Annotated in this window: 24 protein-coding genes; 9 read left to right on the top strand and 15 right to left on the bottom strand. The window is 70.0% G+C overall.

What is annotated here, in order from left to right:
- Window positions 1-129: 129 nt before the first annotated feature.
- From AB0B91_RS35205 to AB0B91_RS35165, 9 genes are all read right to left on the bottom strand, one after another.
- Complete coding sequence (locus AB0B91_RS35205) at window positions 130-2,982, bottom strand: CDP-glycerol glycerophosphotransferase family protein (protein ID WP_358328853.1); 2,853 nt, start codon at window positions 2,980-2,982, stop codon at window positions 130-132.
- A gap of 101 nt (window positions 2,983-3,083) precedes the next feature.
- A complete protein-coding gene (locus AB0B91_RS35200) occupies window positions 3,084-3,401 on the bottom strand; it encodes an MGMT family protein (RefSeq protein WP_358328850.1) in 318 nt (105 codons plus the stop codon).
- On the bottom strand, window positions 3,389-3,748 hold the full coding sequence (locus AB0B91_RS35195; protein ID WP_358328847.1) for a hypothetical protein: 360 nt from the start codon (window positions 3,746-3,748) through the stop codon (window positions 3,389-3,391). Before AB0B91_RS35195 ends, AB0B91_RS35200 begins: the two co-directional genes overlap by 13 nt.
- A 22-nt stretch (window positions 3,749-3,770) precedes the next feature.
- The gene (locus AB0B91_RS35190) at window positions 3,771-4,928 is read right to left on the bottom strand and encodes a S8 family serine peptidase (RefSeq protein ID WP_358328844.1); all 1,158 of its coding nucleotides are present in this window, start codon (window positions 4,926-4,928) and stop codon (window positions 3,771-3,773) included.
- Window positions 4,922-5,722, bottom strand: a complete 801-nt coding sequence (locus AB0B91_RS35185; protein ID WP_358328841.1) for a hypothetical protein — start codon at window positions 5,720-5,722, stop codon at window positions 4,922-4,924. The genes AB0B91_RS35190 and AB0B91_RS35185 overlap by 7 nt, the downstream gene beginning before the upstream one ends.
- 155 nt (window positions 5,723-5,877) lie before the next feature.
- On the bottom strand, window positions 5,878-7,200 hold the full coding sequence (locus AB0B91_RS35180) for a S8 family serine peptidase (protein WP_358328838.1): 1,323 nt from the start codon (window positions 7,198-7,200) through the stop codon (window positions 5,878-5,880).
- Window positions 7,194-7,913, bottom strand: coding sequence for a hypothetical protein (locus tag AB0B91_RS35175; RefSeq protein ID WP_358328835.1), 720 nt, complete (start codon window positions 7,911-7,913; stop codon window positions 7,194-7,196). Before AB0B91_RS35175 ends, AB0B91_RS35180 begins: the two co-directional genes overlap by 7 nt.
- Window positions 7,914-7,982: 69 nt before the next feature.
- The gene (gene moeZ / locus AB0B91_RS35170; RefSeq protein ID WP_219539309.1) at window positions 7,983-9,164 is read right to left on the bottom strand and encodes an adenylyltransferase/sulfurtransferase MoeZ; all 1,182 of its coding nucleotides are present in this window, start codon (window positions 9,162-9,164) and stop codon (window positions 7,983-7,985) included.
- A 43-nt stretch (window positions 9,165-9,207) separates the two neighbouring features.
- Window positions 9,208-10,107, bottom strand: coding sequence for an alpha/beta hydrolase (locus AB0B91_RS35165; RefSeq protein WP_358328832.1), 900 nt, complete (start codon window positions 10,105-10,107; stop codon window positions 9,208-9,210).
- 414 nt (window positions 10,108-10,521) lie between these two features.
- Between AB0B91_RS35165 and AB0B91_RS35160 the strand changes: the two genes are divergently transcribed.
- Window positions 10,522-10,875 (top strand): hypothetical protein, encoded by a 354-nt coding sequence (locus tag AB0B91_RS35160; protein ID WP_358328829.1) that lies wholly within the window; start codon window positions 10,522-10,524, stop codon window positions 10,873-10,875.
- Window positions 10,876-11,188: 313 nt separating this feature from the next.
- Here the strand turns inward: AB0B91_RS35160 and AB0B91_RS35155 are convergent, their stop codons facing one another.
- Window positions 11,189-12,061 carry a Ku protein gene (locus AB0B91_RS35155; protein WP_358328826.1) on the bottom strand — a complete coding sequence of 291 codons (873 nt, stop codon included), beginning with the start codon at window positions 12,059-12,061 and terminating at the stop codon, window positions 11,189-11,191.
- Between the two features lie 82 nt (window positions 12,062-12,143).
- Here AB0B91_RS35155 and ligD (AB0B91_RS35150) point away from each other — a divergent pair, with 82 nt between their 5' ends.
- The 5 genes from ligD (AB0B91_RS35150) (at window position 12,144) to AB0B91_RS35130 (ending at window position 15,152) form a co-directional block, all read left to right on the top strand.
- Window positions 12,144-13,025: a non-homologous end-joining DNA ligase gene (gene ligD, locus AB0B91_RS35150; RefSeq protein WP_358328823.1), complete on the top strand. Its 882-nt coding sequence runs from the start codon at window positions 12,144-12,146 to the stop codon at window positions 13,023-13,025.
- The gene (gene ligD, locus AB0B91_RS35145; RefSeq protein ID WP_358328820.1) at window positions 13,022-13,903 is read left to right on the top strand and encodes a non-homologous end-joining DNA ligase; all 882 of its coding nucleotides are present in this window, start codon (window positions 13,022-13,024) and stop codon (window positions 13,901-13,903) included. Before ligD (AB0B91_RS35150) ends, ligD (AB0B91_RS35145) begins: the two co-directional genes overlap by 4 nt.
- Window positions 13,904-13,936: 33 nt before the next feature.
- Entirely contained in the window at window positions 13,937-14,152 is a 216-nt protein-coding gene (locus AB0B91_RS35140) for a hypothetical protein (protein ID WP_358328817.1), read from the top strand.
- A 62-nt stretch (window positions 14,153-14,214) separates the two neighbouring features.
- The gene (locus AB0B91_RS35135; protein WP_214639794.1) at window positions 14,215-14,835 is read left to right on the top strand and encodes a TetR/AcrR family transcriptional regulator; all 621 of its coding nucleotides are present in this window, start codon (window positions 14,215-14,217) and stop codon (window positions 14,833-14,835) included.
- An 83-nt stretch (window positions 14,836-14,918) separates the two neighbouring features.
- Window positions 14,919-15,152, top strand: a complete 234-nt coding sequence (locus AB0B91_RS35130) for a DUF3107 domain-containing protein (RefSeq protein WP_250906424.1) — start codon at window positions 14,919-14,921, stop codon at window positions 15,150-15,152.
- Window positions 15,153-15,214: 62 nt separating this feature from the next.
- Here the strand turns inward: AB0B91_RS35130 and AB0B91_RS35125 are convergent, their stop codons facing one another.
- On the bottom strand, window positions 15,215-15,859 hold the full coding sequence (locus AB0B91_RS35125) for a ferritin-like fold-containing protein (protein WP_358328812.1): 645 nt from the start codon (window positions 15,857-15,859) through the stop codon (window positions 15,215-15,217).
- 337 nt (window positions 15,860-16,196) lie between these two features.
- Here AB0B91_RS35125 and AB0B91_RS35120 point away from each other — a divergent pair, with 337 nt between their 5' ends.
- The 3 genes from AB0B91_RS35120 to AB0B91_RS35110 all read left to right on the top strand — a co-directional run bounded on the left by AB0B91_RS35120 (window position 16,197) and on the right by AB0B91_RS35110 (window position 20,089).
- The gene (locus AB0B91_RS35120; protein ID WP_358328809.1) at window positions 16,197-18,098 is read left to right on the top strand and encodes a DEAD/DEAH box helicase; all 1,902 of its coding nucleotides are present in this window, start codon (window positions 16,197-16,199) and stop codon (window positions 18,096-18,098) included.
- Window positions 18,099-18,270: 172 nt separating this feature from the next.
- Window positions 18,271-19,164, top strand: a complete 894-nt coding sequence (locus AB0B91_RS35115) for an alpha/beta hydrolase (protein WP_358328806.1) — start codon at window positions 18,271-18,273, stop codon at window positions 19,162-19,164.
- A 13-nt stretch (window positions 19,165-19,177) separates the two neighbouring features.
- Window positions 19,178-20,089, top strand: coding sequence for an oxygenase MpaB family protein (locus AB0B91_RS35110; protein WP_358328804.1), 912 nt, complete (start codon window positions 19,178-19,180; stop codon window positions 20,087-20,089).
- Here the strand turns inward: AB0B91_RS35110 and pqqE are convergent.
- The 4 genes from pqqE to AB0B91_RS35090 are packed head-to-tail and all read right to left on the bottom strand — an operon-like array spanning window position 20,040 to window position 22,820.
- On the bottom strand, window positions 20,040-21,119 hold the full coding sequence (pqqE, locus tag AB0B91_RS35105) for a pyrroloquinoline quinone biosynthesis protein PqqE (protein ID WP_358328801.1): 1,080 nt from the start codon (window positions 21,117-21,119) through the stop codon (window positions 20,040-20,042). The two genes, AB0B91_RS35110 and pqqE, sit on opposite strands and share 50 nt — an antisense overlap.
- Window positions 21,116-21,355 (bottom strand): pyrroloquinoline quinone biosynthesis peptide chaperone PqqD, encoded by a 240-nt coding sequence (pqqD, locus tag AB0B91_RS35100; RefSeq protein ID WP_358328798.1) that lies wholly within the window; start codon window positions 21,353-21,355, stop codon window positions 21,116-21,118. Before pqqD ends, pqqE begins: the two co-directional genes overlap by 4 nt.
- A complete protein-coding gene (gene pqqC, locus AB0B91_RS35095) occupies window positions 21,355-22,023 on the bottom strand; it encodes a pyrroloquinoline-quinone synthase PqqC (protein ID WP_358328795.1) in 669 nt (222 codons plus the stop codon). Before pqqC ends, pqqD begins: the two co-directional genes overlap by 1 nt.
- Window positions 22,020-22,820 carry an MBL fold metallo-hydrolase gene (locus AB0B91_RS35090; protein WP_358328793.1) on the bottom strand — a complete coding sequence of 267 codons (801 nt, stop codon included), beginning with the start codon at window positions 22,818-22,820 and terminating at the stop codon, window positions 22,020-22,022. Before AB0B91_RS35090 ends, pqqC begins: the two co-directional genes overlap by 4 nt.

Raw genomic sequence — 22,820 nt, 5'->3', positions numbered from 1 at the left:
CAGCACCTAGCGATCTTCGTACTCGGCCGATCCCACCGCCCCCTACGAAGCCCTTCGGCGGCGGGGCCGGAAGGTAGCAATGCCTGAGGCCCCAGGGCGAAGCGCCCTGGGGACCTCAGGAGAAGAGCCTCAGGAGAACAGGCGGTCTACGACTCGGGCCGTGGCCTTGCCGTCGTCCCTGGGGGCGAAGGTGGCGCGGAAGGCGTCGTAGCGGTCCGCGTGGGCCGCCGCCACCGAGTCGATCGAGCGTAGTGCGTCGATCACCTCCGCCGACGTCGACAGCACCGGTCCCGGCGCCTGCTCCGGGAGGTCGATGTACAGGCCTCGCTTCGACGAGTATTTCGCCAGGTCGTACCCATAGAAGACCATGGGCCGGCCGGTGGCCGCGAAGTCGAACATGACCGAGGAGTAGTCCGTGACCAGCACGTCCGCCACGAGCAGCAAATCCGCTATGTCGGGATAAGTCGTGACGTCGTGGGCGATGTCGGGGACGGCGGGCATGGCTTGCATGGGGTGGGCTCTGACCAGCAGCTCGTGGTCCGCGCCCAGTGCCTCGCGGGCCTTGGCCAGGTCGAATTTGACCATGGCGTTCTTGCGGTCATAGTCGCGCCACGTCGGTGCGTACAGCACCACGCGCTTGCCCTCGACCAAGCCCAGCCGCGCCCGCACCGCGGCCGCCAGCGAGTCTCTGTCCGGCGAGCAGAGCACGTCGTTGCGCGGCAGCCCGCTCTCCAGGATCTCGCCCTGGTAGCCGAACGCCCGCCGCAGCACCGGCGTGGCCCACGGCGACTGCGAAAGCAGCACGTCCCAGCCGCGTACCTCGGCCGCCTGCCGGTGCCAGATCGGCGGCCGGGGGTCGCGGGTCATGTGGGGCTGGTCGTTGCCGATGCGCTTGACCGGGGTGCCGTTCCAGGTCTGCAGGACGACCTGGTCCTCGCGGGAGCGGAACCAGACCGGCAAAAACGCATTTGTCACGATAAATCGGGACCGGGCGAGCGCAGCGTGGTGCTCACGGCTGCCGGCCCGCACCGAGGTCGTGCCCGGAGGCGGGGTGAACGCGCCGTCCTTGACGATCCAGATGTGCTCGCGGTCGTCGCCCCGCCGCACCCGCTCCTCGTAGATGGCCCGGACGCTGTCGGCGTAGAGGCGCCCGTCGTTGACCACGTAGACGGTCGCGTCGGTCAGCGGCTCGGTGCGTTGCGCCGGGTAGAAGACCCGCCGCAGCACGTGGGTGCCCGCGACGCCCTTCTCGTCGGCCGGCCGTTCCTCTTCGACCGCCACCACCGGCACGTCGAAGCGCGTCGAGAGCATCCGGAAGGACCGCCCCTCGAACGCGCGCGGCTTCTCGTCGAGGTCGGGCAGTGTCGCGTGGTCCATGCGGAGGGGGACGATCTCGCCCGACGGGTGCCGGACCGACATGTTCCAGGTGCCGGACGACAGCGGCACCACCTCGCCGAAACGATCCATCGAGGCGGGCTCGAGACGTACGGTGAACTGGTCGCCCGTACGGACCATCGGCACGTGGTAGGACAGCCCCGACCGGTGGCGCAGCGTCAGCACGCGCGGCCCGGCGGCGTCGGGGTAGCCGCCGCGCAGCACCAGCGCGGGCCCTTCCCACACCGCCGAGGTGATCACCGGGCGGATGCGGTGCGCGGAGACGAGCACGCGGTCGCGCCGGTCGCCCAGCACGGTGATCTCGCGGTCTCCGGAGGGTGCCCTGGTCTCGACCAGGTCGCCGAGCATGACGGACGCGGCGGGGTCACCCTTCGGCTCGACCCAGAGCCGCCGCCCGTCCTTCTCCTGCAGCAGCGCGGGCACGGCCAGGCTGACCAGCACCTCGGTGCCGTCGGCGACCGGCGTGAACTCGGCGGCCATGCGGTGGCCGCCCAGCCGGGCATGACCCTTGGTCACCGTACGGCCGGCCAGGAAGATCTTCAGCTCCAGGCGCTCGCCCTCGACGGAGACCCCGGCGAGCTCGGCGCGGTTGGGCTGGAGGACGACCTGGAGCGCCCGGTCGGAGGTCCACACCGGCCTGACCCACAGGCCCGGTTGGAGCTTGAGACCGGCGGGCCGTTCGGTGCGGCCGGGGGACGCGCCACGCAGCAGACCGGTGGCCCGCGCGCCGCGGCTGTAGAAGACGATCTCGGCCCGCCACGTCGTGGTGTCGTGCACGGCGGGCCGGTGGCGCAGCCGCCTGCGTACGGCGTGCACGAGGCCGCGCACGGCTCCGCGCCAGCGCAGGGACCACGGGCTGAGCTCGGCGGTGAACCCGGACCAGTCGTAGTTGCAGCCCGGCTCGCGCGCGCCGTGGGTGGCCTCGGGGGCCAGCACCCGGCGGGTGCGCATGCGCACCGGAGGCAGCCAGCGCGGCCCGCGCAGCACCACGGTCGCCCAGTTGAACCGGCGGCTGCGCACGGACAGGCCCGCCAGGTAGGCGAAGCCGGTGACGCGCAGCTTGCCGTTGACCCACACGATGTCGTCGATGTGGGTCACGGGCACCATGTCGGCGCGCCGCAGCCGATAGAGGCCGGCCGGGAGCTCGTCACGGAAGGGAAGGTCGGCGTACCAGCGCAGGCCCTCGCGGATCCGCTTGGACGGCTCGGCCGCCGCCGCCACGACCTTGGTGAGCGTGTCGCCGTCGACCAGCTCGTCGTCCGGGCGGTGCTCGATGAGGTGGCAGATCAGGCGCCGGGCGACGGGCAGGTCACGCTTGACCCCCGCGTCCACGGCCGCCAGGTAGGGGCGCACCAAAGTGACGAGCTCGCGCCTGCGGGCCGCGCCACGCTTGACCGCCAGGTCCATCCGGGCGCCCAGCGGCCCGCTGAGCACCTCGGCGTCGAACGCCGAGTCGTGGCCGCCCGATCCCACGGCCCGCATGACCGCGTCGAGCGGCTCACCCCGGTCACAGAGATCCTGGACAGCCTTCAGGCGATCGGCGATCTGATCGCCGCCCTGACTCAGGGCTGTGACGCCGGTTGCCATCGGTAAGGCACCGCCTTTCGAACCGCCATCACTGGTTCATGCCATCGTAAGGGGACTAACGTGCAACGGATTCGCCTAACGAGCGAATCCGCAGGTCAAACTCATTTCTTAGAATCGGCTGAACGCCCGTCCCAGCGAGCCTGCCGCATGTCGACGCGCTCGCCGCGCAACGGTGTGCCCTCGTCTCGCCAGTGCTCCAGGCAGCGTCGTACGTGGTCAGGGGCCGCGCCGGTGCCGTCGGAATGCACCACGCGCCACCACGGCACGCCGCCGCCCCAGGTCGACATGACCTGCCCGACCTGACGCGGGCCGCCCTCGCCGAGGTATTCGGCGATGTCGCCGTAGGACATCACCATGCCCGGCGGGATGGACTCCACCACCTCGAGGACCCGTTCGGCGAACGGGTTCACGGACTCCATGCGTTGGGCCCCGCCTCGATGATCTCGTGGTATTTGCCGATTTCGACCACCGTACCGCCGGTCACCAGTTCCACGATGCCGTCGCGCACGGTGTAGTTCTCGCCGTCTTCGCCGACGAGCCGGGCGCCGAGCGCGGCCGCCAGCCGGATGAGCTGCGCCAGTTGCCAGTCGGAGCCCGGCTCGCCGATCACCTGATCGCGCCAGTGCCCTACGACGTGCGTGTCACCGGCGTGTCCGGCGACGATCTCGTCCGGCCCGCGCAGCCCGAAACCGGCCGGCGCGATCGCCTTCGCGAGCTCGGCGAACGCCAGGGGCGCTTCACGAACTACGCGCAGCTCGTATCCCATGACGCGCGACCATAGCGGATCTTTACTCGCTGCGCTGATTGAGCACGATGATGGCTCCGCAGAACATGATCAACGCCACCAGGACGCCTCCTCCGTAGAGCCACAGCCGCCACGGATCGGGCCCCGGCCGCGATGGCACCGGTGAGTCCTCGCCGACGCCGAAGTGCTGGTCGTCGGGCACGGCGACGTCGCGCTGCTCCCCCGCCAGCCGTTCGGCCGCGTTGAGCGCGGCACCGGCGTCGACCACACCGAACCCGGTCTTGTCGTCGTATCCCGCGGCGGGCCGTCCCCTGGCGCTCGCGGCCAGGGCCTGCGCGACCTGCTCGGGCGCCATGGTGGGATAGCGCGACTTGACCAGCGCGGCCACCCCGGCCACCAGCGCGCTCGCCGCGCTGGTGCCCTCCGAGAGCTCGTAGCCGCCCTTGCGCTTGGCGATGGGCACGCCCACGCCCGGCGCGGAGACGAGGACGGACAGGTTGTCGCTGCTGAACGTCGCGCCCTTGCCCTGCTTGTCGACGGCCGCCACGCCGATGACCCCCGAATAGCCCGCGGGGAAGCTCCAGAACGAGGTGCCGTTGTCCTTGGCGTACTGGGTCTGCCCGTCGTTGCCGACGGCGGCGACCAGCACGGCGCCCTTTTCGAGCGCGTAGGAGACGGCCTCGCGCTCGGACTTGAGCGGCCCGTACGTGCCGATCGACATGCTGATGACCTTGGCGCCGTGGTTGGCGGCGTAGCGGATGGCACGGGCCAGCGGGCTCTCCAGCGAGGTCCGTTCCTCCTGCTGGGGATCGATGGTGTCGCCGGTGGGGTCGTCGTCGAGGGCCAGGGCCAGGGAGAGGATGCCCGACTCGGGCGCCACGCCGATCAGCCCTTTGCCGGCCCCGGACCCGGCGATGAGCGCGGCCATCGCGGTGCCGTGCTTGCCGGGCTTGGCCGCGCGTTCGACGGTGGCCGCGGTCATGTCGGGACCGGCGGTCACGCGGCCGCGCAGCTCCTTGAGCGTGCCGTCGACGCCGCTGTCGACCACGGCCACGGTGACGCCCTTGCCTTTGGTGACCGTCCACGCCTGCTCGACGTTGAGCGCGTCGAGCACCCACTGTTGCTGGTCCCTGACGGGCGGGGCCACGGGAGCGTGCAGCATGACCACGGCGGCGGTCAGCGCGCGTACAACGGTCAGCACACGTTCCCCTGAGTGCAGGGCGGGACCTTAGGGGGGTCCGCCAGGAAATAGGCGATCTGGTTGCCGATCGACTTGGCCGCCGGCCACAGCTCGCTGTGGAGGATCTCCTCCGGCGGGATGGCCGCCCGGGTCCTGCCGTCCGCGTAGCCCGCCGTCGAGAACACGATGTACGGTCCGGCGCCCACCCAGCCGGTGCGCTGGCGCTGCTCCACCCCGAACCGCTCGGTCACCGTGCCGGAGAAGGCCACGGGCAGCACGCCGACCCGGTCGTCCTGGGTGAGCTGCTCGGTCGCCGAGAGCCTGGACTCCTCGTCCTTCAGTACGGCCACGCCGACCGTGAAGACGAACGTGGCCGTCTGGTCGACGTAGGTGGCGCGGAGCATGGTCACGCATCCGTGGTCGTCGAGGATGCCCGCCACGGAGGGGTCGACGGCCTTGCCGCACTCGGTCTGGGGTGCGATGCCGACGCGCCGGGCGTACTGCTGGGCCTTGTCGAGCCCGACGTACTTCACCTCTTCCGGGAAGACGCCGGTCGCGGGCCACGCCTGCCAGCGCCTGGCGATCTCCTCCTGTTTGTACTGGTTCTGCTCTGCCGCGGTCAGCGGGCGCGACCTGGTCTCCTCAAGCAGCCCGATCGTGCCGAGGAGCACGAGGACGGCCGACATGACCACGACGATGCCGACGAGCGTCACGAACAGGCGGCGGAAACGCACACCCTGCCGGAGCATGGCCTGCTCCACGCGCTCCTTGGACGCCGCCTTGTCGCGGCCGTTGGCCGCCGGCCACGCGCGCACGCGAGATCGGCGACCGGCTGGAGCACCGAGCGGGTTCTTCCGTCCCGATGTGGCTCCCCCGGCGCGCGGCAACCCTGAGGTGGACCTACGTGCCTTCACCACCGCCTCGTTCCCAGGCTCGGTTCGTGTCTATTTCGTCCCCCTTAGCGGACGGATCATGCGCCTTGACCGCTCTGAGCGCGGCGCACACGCCTGACCAGGGCGAATATCGCCCACATGGAGGAGAGCGCGCCGAGGGCGGCCGCCAAGGCGATCGTCCCATAGACCTTGACCCGCGCTTGGTCCCGGCTGACGACCTCGATCCGGCCCGCCGATCCGCCGCCGAGCGGCCGGGCCGGGTCCTGTGCCTGGGCCCCCGCGGCCGTCTCGGTGTAATGAGCGAGCCGCCCCGCTTCGGCCAGCGCCTTGGCGGCGTTGACCACGCCGAAGCCGGTGCCGGTGTCGTAGCCGCCCGGCGGCCGGTCGGTCGCGCTCGCGGTCATGGCCTGCGCGACCAGCGGCGGCGACATTTCCGGATATTTGGCCTTAATGAGGGCGGCCACTCCGGAGACCAGCGCGGTGGCCTGGGAGGTGCCTCTGCCGACCCAGTACTCGTCGCCGGGGCCCGCGCCCATGATGTCGACGCCGGGCGCGGCCACCAGCACCGAGGAGTTCCAGTTGGAGAACGTCGCCCGGCGCAGCCGCCGGTCCGTCGCGCCCACGGACACGACGCCGGGGAAGGCGGCCGGGTACGAATAGGGGGCGAATCCCGTCTCGTCGGGCTCGCCCGCACCGTCATTGCCCGCGGCGGCCACCAGCACGACGCCCTTGGAGATCGCGTAGCGTACGGCCGCCCGCTCCTCCTGGGTCGCCAGCTCCTTGGAGATCGACATGTTGATCACGCGCGCCCCCCGATCGACCGCGTAGCGGATGCCCCTGGCCACCACGTTCTCGAAGCGCGCGGCGGTGTTGAACTCCCTGAACCCCGGTTCCTCGTCCTCCAGTATCACCCGGACCGACAGGAGCCGCGCTTTGGGAGCCACGCCGATCACGCCGAGCTTGCTCTGGTGGCCGTGGCCGTGCCCGGCGATCAGCGAGGCCATGTACGTGCCGTGCAGGCGACGCGGCGGCACCCCCGGCGGGTTGGCGCCCTCGGTGAAGTCCCGGCCCACGGTCACGGAGCCGGCCAGGTCGCGGTGGCCGGGATCGACGCCCGAGTCGAGCACGGCCACGGTGACGCCCGCGCCCTTGCTGACCCGCCACGCCTTGTTCAGCTCCAGCGTGCTGATCACCGGCTGCTGGCCGCCGCGCACGTCGTCGGCCAGGGCCGCCTCGGCACTCATGAGCCCCGGCGCGGGCCCGGCCCCCAAGACACCCAGCGCCGGCCCCGCACTGAAGAACACCACCGCCGCGACGAGCACGCCCGCACGGGTCGGCACCCCGCGGCCCAGCACCCTGCGGGCCAGCGCCGCACGGGCCAGCACCGCGCGGCTCAGCACCGCCACTCCTGGGAGGCGCAGTCGGGCATCCGGGGCGTGCTCAGGTCGGCCAGGACCCGCTCGGAGATCTCGCTGGCGAACGCGAAGATGGCCGGCCGCTGTTCGCCGACGGAGCGCGCCGGCCGGCCGTCGACCTGGCCCGCCGTGGTCAGCACGAGGTACGGGCCGGCCTGACGTACGGAGCCGGCCTGGCGTACGGAAGGGGCGAAACGGTCGGAGACCGTGCCCTTGAAGGCCAGCGGCCGCAGGCCGGGCACGGGCGCGCCGGCGGCGGAGAAGGCGGTCTTGGCGTGCGCGGCCTCGAACTCGTCGGACAGGGCCACGACGCCGATCGTGACGAGCACGCCCTGCAGCGCGTCGATGTAGGTGGCGCGCAGCACTCCCCGGCAGCCCGCCTTGCGCAGGGCCTTGGCGGCTTTCGAGTCGACGGAGCCGGCGCAGGCGAAACCCGGCGAGATGCCGACCCGGCTGGCCCGCTCCTGTCCGCCCTGCTCGGCGGAGTAGGGCAGGCTGGCCGGGAAGATGCGCCCGGTCGCCCAGGTGCGCCAGCGTTCGGCGACCTCCCGCTTGGCCGCCGCGTGCAGCTCGGCGGTGCTCGGGCCGCGTGACAGCTCCGAGCCCGCCGCACTGGCCGAGACCCCGGCGGCCACCGCGCAGACCATCGTCAGCACGGAGGCCATCACCAGGGCGGGCCAGGGGCGAGCGTCGTCCACGCCATCGACCTTTATGCGGGCGACCGGGCGCCATCCGCAGAAACCGGACCCTCGGGGAAAGGACCGGACTCAGTAGGAGGGCAGGCTGGGGTCCACGGTCTTGACCCAGCTGAGCACGCCGCCGCCGACGTGCACCGCGTCGGAGAAACCGGCGTTCTTGACGATCGCCAGCGCCTCCGCCGAGCGCGCGCCCGACTTGCAGTGGAGCACGATCCGCTTGTCCTGCGGCAGCTTCTCCAGGGCCGAGCCGTTGAGGAACTCGCCCTTGGGGATCAGCGTGGCGCCGGGGATGGAGACGATCTCGTACTCGTTGATCTCGCGGACGTCGACGAGGAAGATGTCGTCGCCGTTGTCCTGCATGGCCTTGAGCTCGCGCGCGGTGATCGTCGAGCCCGTCGCGGCCTCGGCGGCCTCGTCGGAGATCGCGCCGCAGAACGCCTCGTAGTCGTCGAGGAGCTGGGTGACCGTCGGGTTCTTGCCGCAGAGCACGCACTCGGGGTCCTTGCGGACCTTGACGTCGCGGTACTTCATCTCCAGGGCGTCATAGATCATCAGTCGGCCGACCAGCGGGTCGCCGATGCCGGTGAGCAGCTTGATCGCCTCGTTGACCTGGATGGAGCCGATCGAGGCGCACAGCACGCCCAGCACGCCGCCCTCGGCGCACGACGGCACCATGCCGGGAGGCGGGGGCTCGGGGTAGAGGCAGCGGTAGCAGGGGCCGTGCTCGGCCCAGAAGACGCTCGCCTGGCCGTCGAAGCGGTAGATCGAGCCCCAGACGTACGGCTTGCCGAGCAGCACCGCGGCGTCGTTCACCATGTAGCGCGTGGCGAAGTTGTCGGTGCCGTCGACGATGAGGTCGTAGCCGGAGAAGATCTCCATCACGTTGTCGTTGGTCAGCGCCGTGTTGTGGATGACGACGTCGACCAGCGGGTTGATCTCGCGGACCGTGGCCGCGGCGCTCTCGGCCTTCGGCCTGCCCACGTCGGACTGGCCGTGGATGATCTGGCGCTGCAGGTTGGACTCGTCGACGACGTCGAAGTCGATGACGCCCAGCGTGCCCACGCCAGCCGCGGCGAGGTACATCAGCGCGGGCGATCCCAGGCCACCGGCGCCCACACAGAGCACCTTGGCGTTCTTCAGCCGCTTCTGCCCGGCCATCCCCACGTCGGGAATGATCAGGTGGCGTGAGTAGCGGCGCACTTCGTCGACGGTCAGCTCCGCGGCCGGCTCGACCAGTGGTGGCAACGACACTTTCTACGCTCCCGTTCCAGGGGGACCTATCCCCCTGTGAAACCTAGTTGGCGAGTCGGGCATTCCCCAACCGCGTCTCACCGATCAGACGGCGGGCCTCCGCGGCCACCACACGGGGCGTCTCCATCATCGCCACGTGCCCGGCGCGCGGCAACAGCACCAGTCTGACCTGCCTGAACGTACGGGCTGCCTTGGCGGCCATGGCGGGACGCACCAGCCGGTCGTGCCTGCCGTGGACGATCAGGGTGGGCGCCTCGATGAGGGCGGCCTGACGCCACAGGTTCTCCTCGCCGCGGCGGAAGTACTCGGCCACGATGCCGCGGGCCGAGCCGATCATGGCGGCGGCGGCGTAGGCCAGTTCGTCGCGCCTGCGCTGCTCCTCGACCGCGTCGTGGAGGCGTACCGGATGGACCGCGGCGACGTCCGCCCAGACCATGGCGAAGGAGGCCTTGATCCGCTGCTCGGCGGGGATCAGCCGGAGCTTGTCGGCCACCCACTCACCCAGCCTGGGCAACGCCGCGGCGGCGACGCGTATCGGGCCGTACCTGGGCAGCAGGTCGGGCAGCGCCGGCGAGATGAGGACGAGCGAGCGGACCAGGTCGGGGCGGGTGGCGGCCACCCTGACGGCGACCGCGCCGCCCAGCGAGTTGCCGAACAGATGCGCGGGACCGGTCTCCCGCAGCAGGCCGATCACCGCGCGAGCGTGCGCGGCGATGGTGTAGTCGCCGTCGGCCGGTTCGGGCGAGAACCCCGCTCCTGGCAGGTCGATGGCGTAGCCGGTGACGAGGTCTTTCAGCTCGTCCATCAGGTCGGTCCAGTTGGTGGCCGCACCGGCCAGGCCGTGGACGAAGACCGCCTTCTCAGGGGCGCCTTCCGGAGTCACTCGTACATGCACCGAGCCGAACATGCGTCCTGGCCAGTGCGGGATCGGCGCTGCTGCCATGCGTCCTCCTCGCTCACCCAACGATAGCCGTCCTCGCCTTCCAGCCTACATTTCGGGCAAATGCCCCTTTATTAGCATTTATGAGTACGCAATTCACGCAGAAGCACGCGGTGCCGCCGTTCGCAAAACGGACAAATCATTTCATTTCATTTCATAAATGCTTAATGAGAGCAATGAGAGAGTTAGCGTATAGCAAAACAGAACAAGGCCCGTTTATCCGCTGGCTCGTCGGAAATAAATCCGCACGGATGACGCATTAGACGACATCCAAGATATTTACCGTTCAGTCCGGTAAATATCTGGAACGGGGCAACCGATCCTTTAGGGGGGAATTCAATGCCCAAGTTCAAGAGTGTCCTCGCAGGGCTAGCGATCAGCACGGCAGCGGCCGGCAGCGTGATCGGCCTGGGCGCAGTGACCACCGCAACGTCCGCCAGCGCCACCGCCTCCGCCGCCACCAACGCCGGCGTCGTCGCCGGTGGTTGGGGCGGCTGCCACCGTCGCTGCGGCTGGGGCGGCGGCGGCTGGGGCGGCTGGGGCGGCTGGGGCCGTAGGCACAACCGCGGCGGCCGGGTCAAGGTCCACATCCACCTGCACAACAACAACACCAACAGCGTCCGCGGCGACAATGACGCTGACGCGGACGCCCGCAACTTCAACCGCAACGACGCTGACGCGGACGCCCGCCAGCTCCAGGCCCAGGCCCAGCTCGAGCGCGAGCGCGAGAACGAGTTGGCGCGCCAGCTCGCCCAGCGCGGGGTTGAGTAACAACGCGGAGACGACCCGTCCGGGGACACTCCAATAAGGGTCGCCGGATACGGTCCGAGGAGATAGCCATGCAACCGGTTCTCCGGTTTGGGTGAGTTCCGGGGCGCGTGCTGAGTGCCCGTGTTCTCATAAAGGAATACAGGCACTCAGAAAAGTCGCCACGCCCACGCGTACGGACTCGGCGGGAATTCGTTCCCCATGGCATTGAGGGGAGCGGCCGATAAAGTCGCTTCCCTCCTGGATGTGTGAACATGAAAGGCGCCTTCGGCAATCAAGCCGAAGGCGCCTTGCCTTTGCCGGGCGCACCGCCCGATCAGGCGGATTTGCGAGCCTTACGCTTGGGAGCGGCCTTCTCCCCCTCGTCCTTGGACTCCTTGGCGGTCTTCTTGGGCTTGGCGGCCGCGCCGGAACGCTCGCGCTTGGCCGCGTCGACGCTCGCCCGCAACGCGGCCATGAGGTCGACGGCGGGACCCGCCTCCTCCTCGCCCGCCGGCGGCGCGACGACCTCCTTGCCCTCCACCTTCGCCTCGATCACCTGCTGCAGTGCCTCGCGGTAGGCGTCGTGGTACTCGGTCGCGTCGAAGTCCGCCTCCATCGTGGTGATGAGCGACTCGGCCATCTTGAGCTCCTGGGCCCGTACCTCGATGTCCTCTTCGAGGAAACCGAAGTCGGGCACGCGGATCTCGTCCGGCCAGTACATGGTCTCCAGCACGAACACCCCGTCACGCACCCTGAGCGTGGCCAGCGACTCCCGCTGCCGCAGCGCCACCTTGACGACCGCGACCTGCCCCGAGCTCTCCAGGGCGTTGCGCAGCAGCACGTACGGCTTGGCGCCCTGCGCGTCCGGTTCGAGGTAGTACGACTTGGCGAAGTAGATCGGGTCGATCTGTTCGGCCGGCGCGAACTGGAGGACGTCGATCCTGCGTGACGTGCTGAGCGGCAGGTCCTCGAAGTCCTCGTCCGTCAGCACCACGATCTCGCCGGTGGCCAGCTCATAGCCCTTGGCGATGTCGGCGTAGGGGACCTCCTCACCGTCGAGCGTGCACACGCGCTTGTAGCGGATCCTGCCGCCGTCCTCGCGGTGTACCTGGTGGAAGGTGACGTCCTTCTGGTCGGTCGCCGAATAGAGCTTGACGGGAATCGTCACGAGGCCGAAGGAGATCGCCCCTTTCCAGATGCTCCGCATGGGCACTCCTCAGCTCTAGCGGGCTCGCCATATGGGCACATACCCCCTCATGGGGTCGCCAATGCCATACCCAATCGAACCGATGCTCGCCGCACCTGGGCAACTACCCCCGGATCGCGAGCGGTATGGCCTGGAGGTCAAATGGGATGGCATCCGCGCCATCCTCCACCGCAACGGTGCCCTGAAGGTGACGGGAAGGCATGGAGCCGATTACACCCGCCGGTATCCCGAAATTTCGGGGTTCGGAGTGAAGAATGCGGTGATCGACGGGGAGGTCGTCGCGCTGGACCCGCGCGGCCGCCCCAGTTTCGTCCGGCTGCAGCACCGCATGCATCTCACCGATCCGGAAGAGACGATGCTGAAGTTGTATCCGGTCACCTACCTGCCCTTCGACCTGCTCTACCTCGACGGCATCACCCTGCTGGACCTGCCGTACCGCGACCGGCGCAGCCTCCTCGACGAGCTGGACGTCGGCGCCCCGCCGTACTTCCCCGGAGACTCCGACCTCCTCGCCGCCACCAAGGAGCAGGGGCTCGAAGGCGTGGTCGCCAAGCGGCTCGACTCGCCGTACCGGCCGGGCACCCGCTCGCCATGGTGGATCAAGGTGAAGCATCTCAGCACGCGGGAGGTCGTGATCGGCGGCTGGAAACCCGGCAAGGGCCGCAGGTCGGGCGGGGTCGGCTCGCTGATCATGGGCGTGTTCACGGAGCCCGGCCTGACCTACGTCGGGCACGTCGGCACCGGCTTCACCGAGGACGTGCTCGACCAGCTCGACGCGTTCCTGCGCCCGCTGGAGATCCCGCGCAGTCCCTTCCAGAACGAGGTCCCGTGGCGCAACCGATGGGTTAGACCCGAGCTCGTCGGGGAGGTGGCCTACACGATGTGGACCGACGATCTGCGACTGCGCCACCCCGTGTGGCGCGGGCTGCGCCCGGACAAACTCCCTTCGGAGGTGACGTTGTGAGTCCCCAGAAGGTGCCGGTGAAGGTCGGCGGGCGGCAGCTGACGCTGAGCAACCTGGACAAGGTGCTCTATCCCGAGGCCGGATTCGCCAAGGCCGAGGTGATCGACTACTACAGCCGCGTCGCCCCCGTACTCCTGCCGCACCTCGAAGGCCGGCCGCTCACCGTCAAGCGCTACCCCAACGGCGTGACCGGCCAGTCCTTCTTCGAGAAGAACGCGCCCGAGCACACCCCGGACTGGATCAGGAGGGTCACCCTGCCCGTGCCGGGCAGCACCAAGAACCGCGAGACCATCGACTTCGCCGTCATCGAGGACCTGCCCTCGCTCGTCTACTACGCCAACCTGGCGGCCCTGGAGCTGCACGTGCCCCAGTGGCGGGTGTCCGCCGACGGCGAGGCGCTGCCGCCCGACACGCTCGTGTTCGACCTCGACCCGGGCCTGCCGGCGACCATCGTGGAGTGCTGCCGGGTGGCCCTCATGCTCCGCGAGGTGCTGCGCGCCGACGGCCTCACCGCCCGGCCGAAGACCAGCGGCAACAAGGGCATGCAGCTGTACGCGGACTGGGACGGCCGCGAGGAGCCCTCGGCGTACGCCAAGAGGCTGGCCCAGGTGCTGGAGAAGGCGCACCGCGAGCAGGTGGTCAGCGTGATGGCCAGGAAGGCCCGCCCCGGCAAGGTGTTCATCGACTGGAGCCAGAACAACCCGGCCAAGACCACCGTGGCCCCCTACTCGCTGCGGGCCGGGGAGCGGCCCACGGTCTCGACGCCGCTGCTGTGGAAGGAGGTCGAAGGCTGCGAGCATCCGGAGGACCTGGTGTTCGCGACACACGACGTACTGGCCAGGGTCGAGGAACACGGCGACCTTTTCGGTCAGGCGTAGTCTGGTTCCGTCCGCACCTAGAAGGGGACTGCAATGTCGGAGATGGACGTACGTGGGGACGACCTCCCCTTCGACGAGATGATGGAAGAACTCCCGGTCGAGGCTCCCGAGGCCGACGCCGCCGAACAGCACGTCCTGATTCGCGGCACCGGGGGCGGGACGCTCCGGGAGACCCCGCTGGAGGTCGATCCCGCCGACGCCGCCGAGCAGGCCCGCGAGGTGGACCTCGATGATGACGACTATCGCTGATGAGCCGCTGAGCCGCACGTAGGATGTCCGAACAGCCGACTCAGAGACCCATGGAGACCAGCGTGACCGCAACCCCGGACGCCAAGCCCCGGGGCACTCGGCTGCCCCGACTGGCCCGCCGCCGGCAGCTACTCAGCGCCGCGCAGGAAGTGTTCGTGGAGAACGGCTATCACGCGGCCGCCATGGACGAGATCGCCGACCGGGCAGGAGTCAGCAAACCCGTCCTGTACCAGCATTTCCCCGGCAAGCTGGAGCTCTACCTCGCGCTGCTCGACCTGCACGTCGACGACATGGTCAACCGCTGCCGCGAGGCGCTGGCGTCCACGCACGAGAACAAACTCCGCGTGCAGGCCACGTTCAGCGCGTTCTACTCCTTCGTCTCCACCCAGGGCGAGGCGTTCCGGCTCGTCTTCGAGTCGGACCTGCGCAACGTGGCGCCGGTGCGCCAGCGCGTGGAGCGCTCGCTGCAGGAATGCGCGGAAATGGTCAGCGCGGTGATCCAGGAGGACACCGGCTGCACCAGCGACGAGGCCCACCTGCTCGGTGTCGGGCTGGTCGGCATGGCCGAGGTGAGCGCCCGTTACTGGGTGACCACGCACGGCTCCATTCCGAAGGACGCGGCCGAGCAGCTCATGGCCCGGCTGGCCTGGCGCGGCATCAGCGGTTTTCCGCGTACGGCTTAAACCCGTTCGCTGGGCGCGATCAACTGCGTTTCCCGGCCGGTCAGCGGCGACGATGGGGTGAGCCGGCCCCGTCGAAAGGGAGCATGATGGAAGTCAAGATCGGCGTACGCTCCGTACACCGCGAACTCGTCGTCGAGACCGAACTATCGTCCGAGCAGGTCGAAGAGGAGATCAGAAACGCGCTCGCCGCCGATCGCGGCGTGTTCTCCATCACCGACGCGAAGGGGCGGCGCGTGATCGTGCCGGTCGCGTCGATCGGCTTCATCGAGATCGGCGAGGACGAGTCAAGGCCCGTCGGCTTCGGAGGCACCCTCTAGCGGCTCGAGCGGGGTGCGGCGGCAAGCGCCGTACCCTCGCTTGAGCGAAGCGATCCAGACATTCAGATGCCGAGGGCGGCCATCCGCTTGCCGTGTTCCTCGGTCAGTTTGGCGAACAACCGGGAGATCTGCGCCTGGTCGTCGGACGCCGACTCGACCAGCAGCAGCGCCAGCTCCGGCCGGGCCGCCGCGACCCGCTGCCCCTGGCTGAGCGCCTCGCCGACCAGCCGCCGCGCCCACAGCGCCAGCCGGCCGCTCGCCGTCGGGTCGGCCACGAGACCGGCCCTGACCCGCTCCACCGCGAACTCCGAGCGCCCCTCGTCCACGAGCACCTCATCGACCAGCTTCGCGATCGACGGGTCGAGGTGCCTGGCCGCCTCCCGGTAGAAGTCGAGCGCGATGCCCACACCCACGTACGCCTTGACCAGCGCCTGCAGCCAGTCGCCCGGAGCCGTCTGGGTGTGCCAGGCGTCCAGCGCCTCGACGAACGGGGACATCGTCTGTTCGGGATCGGCGCCGAGCTCGGTCAGCCGGTCGTGCAACAGACGGAAGTGGGCGTATTCGGCCACGGCCAGTTCGCTCAGCGCGACCTGATCGGCCAAGGAGGGGGCGAGGGACGCCGCGTCCTCGGTCATCCGCGTGAAGGCGCTGAGCTCGGCATAAGCCAGCACACCGAGCAGATCGACGACTCCTGGAGACTCGTTCATGGAAGGCAGCGTACTTCGGGAACATTCGGAAACTCGGCCAACGTTGTGGTATCGAGTACACTGCTCTGTGAAAGTGCGACCGCACTGTGTTAATTCGGGGGAATTCCCCGTTAACCCCCCACTCCCGGGTCTGCGGTCGCGATGACGCGAGAGGGCTGGCTCTACCGCGAGGACCCAGGCACGGGGTTTGTTTTCCGCCCGTCGGTCCCGGCAGGCCCGCCTTCATTTGAGACTGAGGCAGGCCACGCTGACGACTTTCCGAGACCTCGGAGTCACACCTGAGATCGCTGATGCCCTCGAGACCGAGGGCATCACCACACCGTTCCCCATCCAAGAGATGGCACTCCCGCTCGCGCTGAGCGGCCAGGACCTGATCGGTCAGGCACGCACAGGCACGGGAAAGACCTACGCGTTCGGCATCGCGATGCTCCAGGGCATCGGCAAACCGCGTAAGAACCGTAAGAAGCCACGCGGGCTGGTCGTCGTGCCCACCCGCGAGCTGGCCGTACAGGTCAGCGAAGACCTGGTCACCGCCGCCGGCAAGCTCGGCTCGCGGGTCCTGACCGTCTACGGCGGCCGGGCGTACGAGCCGCAGGTCGAAGCGCTCAAGGCGGGCGTCGACGTCATCGTCGGCACCCCCGGACGGCTGCTCGACCTGGTCAAGCAGAAGCACCTCGACCTCAGCCAGATCACCTCACTGGTGCTCGACGAGGCCGACCGCATGCTCGACCTGGGGTTCCTGCCCGACATCGAGCGGATCTTCAAGCTGATCCCCGACGAGCGGCAGACCATGCTGTTCTCGGCGACCATGCCCGGCGAGATCGTCGCGCTGTCCCGCAAATACCTCAACCGGCCCACGCACGTACGGGCCGAGCACGAGAACGGCGAGGGCGGCGAGGGCATCCCGCACCCGCAGGTACGCCAGATCGTGTGGCGCGCCCACCGGATGGACAAGATCGAGATCGTCGCCCGGCTGCTCCAGGCCGAGGGCCGCGGGCTCACCATGGTCTTCTGTGAGACCAAGCGGGCCTGCGACATGGTCGCGGAGCAGCTCGAGACCCGCGGCTTCGCGGTCGCGGCCGTCCACGGCGACCTCGGCCAGGGCCAGCGCGAGCAGGCCCTGCGCGCGTTCCGCAGTGGCAAGATCGACGTGCTGGTCGCCACCGACGTGGCGGCCCGCGGCATCGACATCGACGACGTCACCCACGTGGTCAACTACGACTGCCCCACCGACGACAAGACCTACGTGCACCGCACCGGCCGCACCGGCCGGGCCGGGCGCACGGGCATCGCGGTCACGTTCGTGGAGTGGGAGGAGCTGACCCGCTGGAAGATGATCAACCAGATGCTCGGGCTCGACTTCGCCGAGCCCGAGGAGACCTACTCCACCTCGCCGCACGTCTTCACCGAGCTCAACATCCCCGAGGGCACCAAGGGCGTCCTGCCGCATGCCAGCCGTTCGCGGGCGGGCCTGTCGGCGGAGCGCATCGAGGACCTCGGCGAGACCGGCAGGACGCGCACTCGCAACGGCGGTCGCCGCCGTGACGAGCGCCGTGACGAGCGCGAGGAGCGTCCTGCGCGCACGCCGCGCCAGCGCCGCCGCACCCGCGGCGGACTGCCCGCAGAAGAGGGCACCGCACCCGTCGAGACGCCGGAGGTCGAGCCCGTGCCCAGTCGCTCCAGCAAGTCGACCGCCAGAAAGACGGAGGAGACACCCGCCATCATTTCAGCTGACGAGATCGAGGCGGCCACCGAGCCGCGGCGCGGTCGCACTCGCAGGGGGGCCGCCTCGGCCGCCATCGAGAACGCCCTCGCCGACGCCCCGGAGGCCCCGCTCACCGACCGCGAGCCGGTTGTCGAGCAGCAGGCCGAGCGGAAGCCCGTGGCCGAGCGGAAGCCCACCAGGGAGCGCAAGCCCGCCGCCGAGCGCAGGCAGGTCGTCGAGCAGGCTCCCGCAGGGGAGCGGATCACGGAGGAACAGGTCGTGGAGGAACGGGTCATGGAACGGGCGCCGATCGCCGAGACGAGCTTCTCCACGCCCCCGCCCCCGGTGCGCCAGGAGCCGGACCGCATCGTCCCCGCGAGCCCGTTCATGGTGATCTTCCAGTCACCCGATCTGGCCACGGACGACGACGACATCGCCCCGTCGGCGGCCACCGAGCGCAAGCAGGCGCGCCGCCAGCCGCGCGGCGGCAGTGGCGGTAACAATGGCGGTGGCAACCGCCGCCGCGTCGGCTAGACACCTGGCAGACGCGGGGACAGAAGGCTGAACAGAAGCAGGCGCGTACCGCATCCCGCGGTGCGCGCCTGCCGCGTTTTCACCACATAACCGGACAACTTTCCGCGAACTCGCACCAGCGTACGGAGTATGCCGGTGTCTAGGCCCTGACCTCTGGGTATTGTTGCCTCACGTGAGTACGCCGCGATTCCTCGACCTGCCTCCTGGCGTTGCACCGCACAAGATCGAAACGGCCCAGGGCACCTTCGCGGCCCTTGAGGCGCTTCCGGTCAGCGGTGTGGTTGAGCGCTGGCCCGCCCTCCTGATCCCCGGGCTGACCGGCAGCAAGGAAGACTTCATCGCGGTCCTGCAGACCCTGGCCCTGTCGGGCCGCCGGGTGGTGGCCGTCGACCTGCGCGGGCAGTACGAGACGCCGGGTCCCGACGACCCCGGCGCCTACACGTGCGCCGCGCTCGGCGCCGACGTCGACCTGCTGGCCCAGACGCTCAGCGGCGGCGACGAGCCGATGCACCTGGTCGGGCACTCCTTCGGCGGGCTCGTCGCGCGCGAGGCGGTCATCGACGGCCGGACGAAGTTCGCCTCGCTCACCCTGATGAGCTCAGGGCCGTCCGCCATCGTGGGCGATCGGGCACGCAACGGCAGGGCCCTGCTGAAGGAGGTCCCGGTCCGGGGGCTCGAGCACGTCTGGGCCACCAAGATGGAGCCCGAGGCGCTGGCCAACGGCGTCCCCGACGAGATCATCGCCTTTCTGCGCAAGCGCCTGCTGGCCAACTCGCCGACCGCCCTGTCGCGGATGGCCGAGCAGACGCTGAACGCGCCCGACCGTACCGACGAGCTCAGGCAGATCGAGGTGCCCACGCTCGTCCTGTACGGCGAGCACGACGACGGCTGGCCGGCCGAGCTGCAGTCGGAGATGGCGGCCAGGCTGGAGGCCGAGTGCGTGGTCCTGCCCGGCGCGGCCCACTCGCCCGCCGTCGAGGCTCCGGAGACCACGGCCGCGGCGCTGATCCGGTTCTGGAACGCCGTCGAGAGCCCGCACTTGGACACATGGTCTAATGCCGTGTAATTATCTACTTACTATGACGAGTAGCGAAGACATCGTCGTCCAGCCGCCGCACAGCGCGACCTGGCTGGTGCACCTCGACCGCTCCATGTGGGTCGGCGGCGTACGCGGCCTGATGCTCCAGGCGCTGCACCCCATAGCGATGCGCGGCGTCTGGCAGAACTCCAATTTCCAGCAGGACCCGTTCGGCCGGCTGCGCCGCACCGCCGACTTCGTGGGCCGCACGACGTTCGGCAGCCCGGCCGAGGCCGACGAGATCGGCCGCCGGGTGCGCGGCATCCACAAGAGCCTGCGCGTCAGCGACCCCGACACCGGCAGGACGCACCGGGTCGACGACCCCGAGCTGCTGCTCTGGGTGCACTGCGCGGAGGTCTCGTCCTACCTGGAGGTGGCCAGGCGCGGCGGTCTGGGGCTCACTGAGCGCCAGGCCGACTCCTACCTGCGGGAGCAGCGCAGGAGCGCCTCCTACGTCGGCCTGCACCCCGAGGACGTGCCCGGCTCGTGCGCGGAGATGGACGCCTACTTCAAGCAGGTACGGCTCACCCTGCGCGTCACCGAGGAGGCCGCCTCGACCGTGCGGTTCCTGCTCTGGCCGAGGCTGCCGCAGGAGCTGAGGGCACTCACTCCGGGCAAACCTGCCTACTTCCCGTTCGGCGCGCTGTGCTACTACACGCTGCCGGATTGGGCCAGGCAGATGTACGGCGTGCTGCCGGAGGTGCCGAGGGCCACGGTGACGGCCGGGCTGAAGGCGTTCAGGCTCGCCATGAACTCCCTGCCCGAGCCGCTGCACGACCACGCGTTCATGCCGTCGACCAGGGAGATGCTGCGGGCCGCCCGCGAGCGGCTCGGTGCCGCCGGCTACGACACCACCAAGGGGCTCAGGGGGCTGACCGATCCGCGGCGCCGGCCGAAGGGGCTGGCCGCCTGAAGGTCCACGTGCCACCGCCGGCCAGCTCGTCGAGGAGATGGTGGTCGGGCGACAGCCCGCAGGCCGGGTCGGTGCGGCCGGCGTCGCCGGTGAGCGCGTACGCCTGGCAGCGGCAGCCGCCGAAGTCGAGCTCCTTGCGCGGGCAGCTCGCGCAGGGCTCGCGCATCCAGCCGGTGCCCCGGTAGGCGTTGAACGCGGGTGAGTGCTCCCAGATCCAGCCGATCGAGTGGTCACGGGCGTTCGGCGGCTCCAGCGGCAGGTCGTAGGCCGCCGGGCAGGGCAGCACCCGGCCGTCGGGCGCGACGGTGATCGAGATCGCGCCCCAACCGCCCATGCAGGGCTTCGGCACGCCGTCGAAGTAATCGGGGATCACCCAGATCAGCTCAACATCCGTTTTTTCCCGATATTTCACGACTGTGGCCGCGGCGCGGGCGAGTTGCTCCCTGGTGGGCAAGAGCGCGGCTCTGTTGAGCAGCCCCCACCCGTAGAACTGGGTGTTGGCCAGCTCGATGCGCTCCACCCCCCACGACAGTCCCAGCTCGATGATCTCGCCGACGGCGTCGAGGTTCTCCCGGTGCAGCACCACGTTGAGCCCGAACGGCAGCCCGCTCGCCGCCACGACGGCGGCCGCCCGCTCCTTCCACGCGAACGAGGCGACTCCGGCGATCCGGTCCGACTCGGCGCCGGTCGCCGACTGGACCGACAGCTGCACGCTCCGCAGCCCCGCTTCGGCGAGTTCGCCGAGCCGTCGTTCCGTGAGCCCGACGCCGCTGGTGACGAGCTGGGTGTAGACGCCCTCCCCCTCGGCCGCCGCCACGATCGGCGCCAGATCCGGCCTGAGCAGCGGCTCGCCACCGGACAGGTGCGCGTGCACCACGCCGAGCCCCGCCGACTCGGCGATGATCCGCTGCCACTCGCCGGTGCTCAGTTCGCTCGACCTGGCCGCCAGTTCGACCGGGTTGGAGCAGTACGGGCAGCGCAGCGGGCACGCGTGCGTGAGCTCGGCCAGCATGGCCCAGGGCGCGCTCACCGCAGCCACCCCTCCCCGCGCACCCGGTCGAGGAACTCCACCACATCCGCCGCCACGCCCTCGGGGAGCTCCGCGACGATGTCGGCCACGGTCCGTTCGCCGTCGCAGAGGCCGACGATGGTCGCCGCCTCCTCGTTCAGCACGACGATCCGCTCGGGCACGATCAGCAGGTCGGCCTGCCGTACCGGATCGTGGCGGAGCATGGCCGCGCGGGACAGTGCGGGGCGCCAGGTCATCAGTAAGCCCCGTCCACCGCGTCGAGCAGCGCCCACAGCACGTCGCACTTGTAGCCGAGGGCCGTGATGGCCTTCTCCTGGTCCGTACGGGTCCGTGCCCACTCCTGGACCAGGGCGAGGGCTTCGCCGCTGTCCTGGCGGCCCTGAGAGACGCGTACGCGGAAGTAACGCAGCCCCTCGGGGTCGATCCACGGGTAATGCTGCTCGAAAGCGGCGATCCGCGTACGCATCAGGTCCGGTGCGAACAATTCCGTCAGCGAGGCGGCCACGGCTTCGAGCGCGGAGCCGTTGCGGCACAGGTTCACGTAGCCGTCGACGGCCAGCCGTACGCCCGGCAGCACGCCCTCGCCCGACAGCAGCAGGGCCCGCTCCAGCCCGGCCGCCTCGCCGAGGCGCAGCCACCGCTCGATGCCGCCCTCGCCCGGCGCGGTGCCGTCGTGGTCCTGGATCCGGCGCAGCCACGTCCTGCGCAGCTCGGGCGTCTCCAGCTTGCCGAGGATGAACGCGTCCTTGATCGGGATGTGCCGCTGGTAGTGGAAGCGGTTGAGTATCCAGCCCCGCAGCTCGTCACGGGTCAGCTCGCCCGCGTGCATGCGCTGGTTGAAGGGGTGCAGGTGGTGGTAGCGCTTCTCCGGTACGGCACGCAGCTCGGCCTCGAAGCCGTTCACAGGTCGATCACCATCCCGTCGGCGGCCACCTCGATCCCCAGCTCGGCGAGCACCTTGTGCTGCTCGGCCGCCGGGTCCACGAGGGGGTTGGTGTTGTTGAGGTGGGTGTACAGGCGGCGGCCCGGCAGCCGGGACAGGCGCTCCATGGTCGCCTCGATCGGCAGGTGGCCCATCTGGGTGGCGGTCTTCTCCGAGATTCCGGTACGGCGGGGCTCCTCGTCGTCCCAGAACGTGCCGTCGATGATGACGCATTCGGCTTCGTCCAGCTCGTCGGGCCACACGCCCATGGCGGGGGCGTAGACCACCGCTCCCCCCATGAGTCGCAGGGCGGACACCCAGTCCGGAGCCTCCGGGGAAGCGGCGTACCGGGGGCGCTTGGCCGAGATCGGGATGAGGTCGGCGTCGGCCCAGGAGAGCCGCAGGTAGGGGCGGAGGATGTCGGCGAAGGGGCGCAGCGCCTGCCGTACCACCGGGGTGCAGCGGACCGCCAGCTCGTCCGCCTCCCTGAGCCTGAGCAGGCCGATCGTGTGGTCGAGCTCGGCGTCGGTGAGGATGACGCCCTTCAGCGGCGACTCGCGCGGCCCCGGTCCCGGCCGCAGCCACGCGCACGCCTCGATCTGGTCGGCGATGTCGGGCGTGGCGTTGACGACGTAGCACCCGTCGTCCAGTTGTACGGCCAGGCTGGCGTGGCGCCTGCGGCGGCCCGGATGAGCGCGTGCCCCGGAGCAGCCAGGGCACGCGCAGTTCCACTGGGGCACGCCGCCACCGGCCGCGGTGCCGAGCACCTGCAGTCGCAT

It is taken from the genome of Nonomuraea sp. NPDC049141 (assembly GCF_040648415.1).
In the GTDB taxonomy this organism is placed as follows: Bacteria; Actinomycetota; Actinomycetes; order Streptosporangiales; family Streptosporangiaceae; genus Nonomuraea.
This window is presented reverse-complemented; position numbering and strand designations above follow the sequence as displayed.

Excerpts from the sequence above, each read along its gene's own strand:
- AB0B91_RS35120 (WP_358328809.1), top strand. The coding sequence starts at position 16,197 with ATGGCACTCCCGCTCGCGCTGAGCGGCCAGGACCTGATCGGTCAGGCA.
- AB0B91_RS35200 (WP_358328850.1), bottom strand. The coding sequence starts at position 3,401 with ATGGAGTCCGTGAACCCGTTCGCCGAACGGGTCCTCGAGGTGGTGGAG.
- AB0B91_RS35090 (WP_358328793.1), bottom strand. The coding sequence starts at position 22,820 with ATGCGACTGCAGGTGCTCGGCACCGCGGCCGGTGGCGGCGTGCCCCAG.
- AB0B91_RS35110 (WP_358328804.1), top strand. The coding sequence starts at position 19,178 with ATGACGAGTAGCGAAGACATCGTCGTCCAGCCGCCGCACAGCGCGACC.
- AB0B91_RS35165 (WP_358328832.1), bottom strand. The coding sequence starts at position 10,107 with ATGGCAGCAGCGCCGATCCCGCACTGGCCAGGACGCATGTTCGGCTCG.
- pqqD (WP_358328798.1), bottom strand. The coding sequence starts at position 21,355 with ATGACCTGGCGCCCCGCACTGTCCCGCGCGGCCATGCTCCGCCACGAT.
- AB0B91_RS35195 (WP_358328847.1), bottom strand. The coding sequence starts at position 3,748 with ATGGGATACGAGCTGCGCGTAGTTCGTGAAGCGCCCCTGGCGTTCGCC.
- ligD (WP_358328823.1), top strand. The coding sequence starts at position 12,144 with ATGCTCGCCGCACCTGGGCAACTACCCCCGGATCGCGAGCGGTATGGC.
- AB0B91_RS35140 (WP_358328817.1), top strand. The coding sequence starts at position 13,937 with ATGTCGGAGATGGACGTACGTGGGGACGACCTCCCCTTCGACGAGATG.
- AB0B91_RS35205 (WP_358328853.1), bottom strand. The coding sequence starts at position 2,982 with ATGGCAACCGGCGTCACAGCCCTGAGTCAGGGCGGCGATCAGATCGCC.
- AB0B91_RS35130 (WP_250906424.1), top strand. The coding sequence starts at position 14,919 with ATGATGGAAGTCAAGATCGGCGTACGCTCCGTACACCGCGAACTCGTC.
- AB0B91_RS35125 (WP_358328812.1), bottom strand. The coding sequence starts at position 15,859 with ATGAACGAGTCTCCAGGAGTCGTCGATCTGCTCGGTGTGCTGGCTTAT.
- AB0B91_RS35155 (WP_358328826.1), bottom strand. The coding sequence starts at position 12,061 with ATGCGGAGCATCTGGAAAGGGGCGATCTCCTTCGGCCTCGTGACGATT.